Raw genomic sequence first — 3,932 nt, forward strand, 5'->3', positions numbered from 1 at the left:
GACGACGCACCAGCGGTGGGCGGCGGACGGCGCGGGCTCAGCGGCCAGCCCATTCTGGGTCGCGTTTCTCGACGAACGCTCGGACCCCTTCCGCGGAGTCCAGGCTGTGCCGGCGCCGCTCTTCCCAGTGGTATCGGGCGGAGAATGCCTCCGGCAGCGGCATGTCGAGAGATCTGAGCACCACTTCCTTGATGGCGCGAACCGAGAGGGGGGCGCTTCTGATGATGTCGTCGGTCCACTCGGCGACGCAGCCGTCCAGCTCCGGGTAGGAAACCACGTCGTTGACCAGGCCGAACCGCAGTGCCGTCGCGGCGGTCATCCGGCGACCGGTGAGCAGATACCCCATCGCGGTCTTCAGCGGAAGCTGCCGGGCCAGCCGGAACGCGCCGCCGGCCCCGGGGATCAGGCCGAGCCGCGCCTCCGGCAGCCCGAAGACCGCGTGCTCGGCGGCGACGATGAGGTCGCAGGCCAGGGCCAGCTCGAACCCGCCACCCAGCGCGTACCCGTTGACCCGCGCGATCACCGGCTTGGACAGGGTGAAGCGCTCGGTAAGCCGGGGCCAGCCGGGCTGACCCCGGCTACCGAGGGAGGTGGCGGGCGTGCCTCGCTCGGTGAGCTCTGCCCGCTCCTTGAGGTCCTGGCCGACCGAGAAGGCCCGGTCGCCCGCGCCGGTCAGCACCGCCACCCACACCTCATCGTCGGCCTCCACGTCGTTCCAGATCGCGGCGAGCTCCTGGTGAGTCCGCTGGTCCAGCGCGTTGAACACCTCAGGCCGGTCGATCATGATGCTGGCCACGTGGCCCTTCTTCGCGTAGCGCACCCGCGGCTCGTTCATGCGAGGCTCCCGGCGAATCGGCCGACCTTGTCGATGACATCCTGATCATGAAGCCGCAGCGCCTGCTGCAGCACGAACTCGGCCACGAAGCGGCGGAACTCCGCCACAGGTTCCTCGGCGAGGTTCAGCATCCGCCGGTTGGCGACCACCGCCGGCCCGTCGAGCCGGGCCACGCTCCGGTCGACGGCGGCGTCCAGCTCGTGCGGCTCGACGACCTCGTCGAGCACGCACCGGGCCGCGGGCTCGGTCGCCCAGATGCGGCGGCCGCCCAGGATGACCTGGCGGGCCAGCCGTGGCCCGGCGCACCGGCTGAGCCGCAGCGCCGAGACCCCGGGAATGATGCCCTCCCGCGTGGCCGGAAGGCTGAAGTAGGAGTCGGCCGCGGCCAGGACATGATCGAACACCAGCAGGAGCTGGGCCCCGCCGCCGATGGCAAAGGTGTCCACGGCGGCCACCCACGGCTTCTCGATCACGCCACCGCGCCAGGTCGCCCCCTCTCCGGCGACCAGACCTCTAACGATCTTGCTGATGTAGCCGAGCTCGCGACGCAGCAGGAACCCGACCAGCGAGATCTCCCCGGCGTGCAGGCGCTTGAGGTTGATGCCCACGCTGAACACCCGCCGGCCCCGGTAGCGCGGATGGCTCATCTCCCCGCCGCGCAGCAGCCCCACCCGGACGGCCGGGTCGAGCAGGGCCAGGTCGACGACGGTCTCCATGTCCTCGACCTGCTGCTCGTCCTCGGCGTTCAGGCAGTCGTCGCGGCACATGGTGAGGTGGGCCACCCCGTCGCGCCGGTCCAGGCGTACCGTCTCCAGCCGCAGCGAACCGGTGCGGCGGAACTCGGGCAGCAGCGCCAGCGCGCGCGGGGTCGGGTGCAGCATCGAGTCGAGCAGGTGCGGACCGGACAGCGGCGAGCGCAGCACCGCCCGCAGGAAGATGCCCTGGTCGATCTCGCGCCCTTCCTTGTTTCTCTGCGGCCGCTCGCGTTCCACGGCGAGTTGCCCGGTGGTGGGCACCAGGCCGGGGACCGCGGTCGCGGCGGCCTCGACCAGCTCACCGAGCCGCAGCCTGATGGTGCGGCCAGCCGTGAGCCGGTCGTACACCTGGTCGGCATGCGCGTCCATGAACCGGACCCGCAGCAGGCGGATCCCGTCCACCACGGCGGCGGCCTCGGCCCGCTGCTCGGGTGAGCGCACCGCGGGCTCGGGCAACGCGGCGAGCCGTTCCTCGGCGCGCTCGGCCGCCTCGGCCAGAGCCTTCTCCGCCCGCTGCGGGGCGGCGACCCCGGCCGTCATGATGCCGCCCCGCGGCGCAGCGCACGGTCGTAGGCGGCCAGGTGGGCACCGAGCGCTTCCTCGAAGCTCGTGGTGCTCGCATCGAACATCAGCTGCCGTCTGATCGCCAGCTCCCGCCCGGGGAAGGCTTCCACCGGCACGCCCTCCGGATCGTCGGACAGTTCGTCGAGCAGCCCGAGCCGCAGCGCCTCGACGGCGTCGATCGGCGCGCCGAACATCACTGCCCGGCGAGCCGCGGCGGTCCCTACCTGCTGGACGAGCCGGTAGAGGGCCATCCCGGGCCAGGTGGCCCCGCCGTCGGTCATGACGAGCAGCCGAGTGCCGGGGGTGGCCAGGCGCACGTCGGTGGCCAGGAGTACGTCGAGTGCCGTCCCGCCGCAGTCCCCCGAGGCGATGGCGACCGTCGTCGCGGACTGCCGCTCCAGCCGGCGCAGTGCCCGCTCCCACTTGGTCACGAGACCGACGGTCAGGTCCTCGGGCACCCCGCCGCGCGGGGCGCCCGACACGTGGGCGACCAGGGCTGCGGTCCCGCCGGAGTCCTCCACCCGGTCGCAGACCTCGGCGACCCGGCGGACCGACTCGGCCGACAACGGCTGGGCGCCGTCGATCCTCAGCACGATCTCCTTCGCCCTCACCATTGGACCAACGCCATCTCGATGGTGGAGCCGGGCCCCATCGCCATCAGCACCCCGTGGTCACCGGGACGGGTAACGCCCTCCTGGCACAGCCGCTCATAGGAGAACAGGAAGGAGCCGCTGGACACGTTCCCGTAGTCACGCAGGACTCCGGTGGTGTGCCGGACGTCGTGGCGGGTGAGCCCGAGATTGACCACGACCGCGTCGATGACTTTCTTCCCGCCCGAGTGCACCAGCCAGTAGGCGATGTCGCTGCGCCGCAGGCCGGTGCCCGCCAGCAGCCGGTCGGCGACCAGCTCGGCGTGCGCGCCCACCACGTAGGGGATCTGCGGGTCGAGGAAGAAGCTGAACCGTCCCTGGTCGCGGTCCCAGTCGTAGCGCATGGCGTCGATCGCGTCGGTGATGACGCAGCTCGCGAACTTCAGAATGCGCGCCCCCGGACCTGGCGTGCCGGCGACCATGGCCACCGCGGCGGCACCGTCGCCGAACAAGCTGTTGACCACGGCCGTGCGCATCGTGGAGTCCAGCGCGTACGCCGCCGAGCACGCCTCGACGCACAGCACGACGGAGAGCTCTCCCGGGTGCGCCGCCGACCAGCCGGCCACCACGTTGAGCGCGTTCAGGCCCGCGTTGCAGCCCATGCCGACGATGTCGCTGCGGCTGCAGTGCCGGTCGATGCCCAGCTCGCGGATGATCAGTGCGCTGAGCCCCGGGACGAGGAATCCGGTCGAGGTCACGCAGCACAGATGGCCCAAGTCGGCCAGCTCGGCGCCGGCGTCCTTCAGACAGGCGGTGAGGGCCTCGATCCCCATGCCGACTGCGAGCCGCTTGTGCTTGTCCAGCAGGTCGCCCTGCGGCTCGCAGACCCGGCGGCCGGCAGCGTCGGCCGGGGGCAAGGTGAGGTGGCGCCGATCGATCGCGCTGTTGAGGAAGACCGAGCGGACCCTGGGATCCGTCACGCCCAGGATGTCGAGCAGCTCCCGCTGGGTGTACGACGTGGCGGTCACGGCGGTCCCGACACCCGCGATCCTGGCGATCGGCCGGACGTGCGGGAGCGCTGCGGCCGGGGGCTCCGGCCGGTCGAGGCTGATGGTCATCGGAAGGTCCATCCCCACATGCGCGGCTTGCTACGGAGGAGCGGTCGAATGCTTGTCGTCGGCACCTTTC

4 protein-coding genes are annotated in these 3,932 nt (G+C 71.7%); all 4 read right to left on the reverse strand.

The features are described from left to right. Positions 1 to 37 precede the first annotated feature (37 nt). Genes dpgD through dpgA form a run of 4 tightly spaced genes read right to left on the reverse strand, consistent with a single transcriptional unit; the run spans position 38 to position 3,862 of the window. Positions 38 to 835: an enoyl-CoA-hydratase DpgD gene (dpgD, locus tag FRANCCI3_RS12340; protein ID WP_011436867.1), complete on the reverse strand. Its 798-nt coding sequence runs from the start codon at positions 833 to 835 to the stop codon at positions 38 to 40. After that, complete coding sequence (dpgC, locus tag FRANCCI3_RS12345) at positions 832 to 2,130, reverse strand: (3,5-dihydroxyphenyl)acetyl-CoA 1,2-dioxygenase DpgC (RefSeq protein ID WP_011436868.1); 1,299 nt, start codon at positions 2,128 to 2,130, stop codon at positions 832 to 834. The genes dpgD and dpgC overlap by 4 nt, the downstream gene beginning before the upstream one ends. Then, the gene (gene dpgB / locus FRANCCI3_RS12350) at positions 2,127 to 2,768 is read right to left on the reverse strand and encodes an enoyl-CoA-hydratase DpgB (RefSeq protein ID WP_011436869.1); all 642 of its coding nucleotides are present in this window, start codon (positions 2,766 to 2,768) and stop codon (positions 2,127 to 2,129) included. The genes dpgC and dpgB overlap by 4 nt, the downstream gene beginning before the upstream one ends. Continuing rightward, positions 2,762 to 3,862: a 3,5-dihydroxyphenylacetyl-CoA synthase DpgA gene (gene dpgA / locus FRANCCI3_RS12355; RefSeq protein ID WP_011436870.1), complete on the reverse strand. Its 1,101-nt coding sequence runs from the start codon at positions 3,860 to 3,862 to the stop codon at positions 2,762 to 2,764. The genes dpgB and dpgA overlap by 7 nt, the downstream gene beginning before the upstream one ends. Positions 3,863 to 3,932: the final 70 nt, after the last annotated feature.

Origin of the sequence: Frankia casuarinae, from assembly GCF_000013345.1 — a bacterium.
Taxonomy (GTDB): Bacteria; Actinomycetota; Actinomycetes; order Frankiales; family Frankiaceae; genus Frankia; species Frankia casuarinae.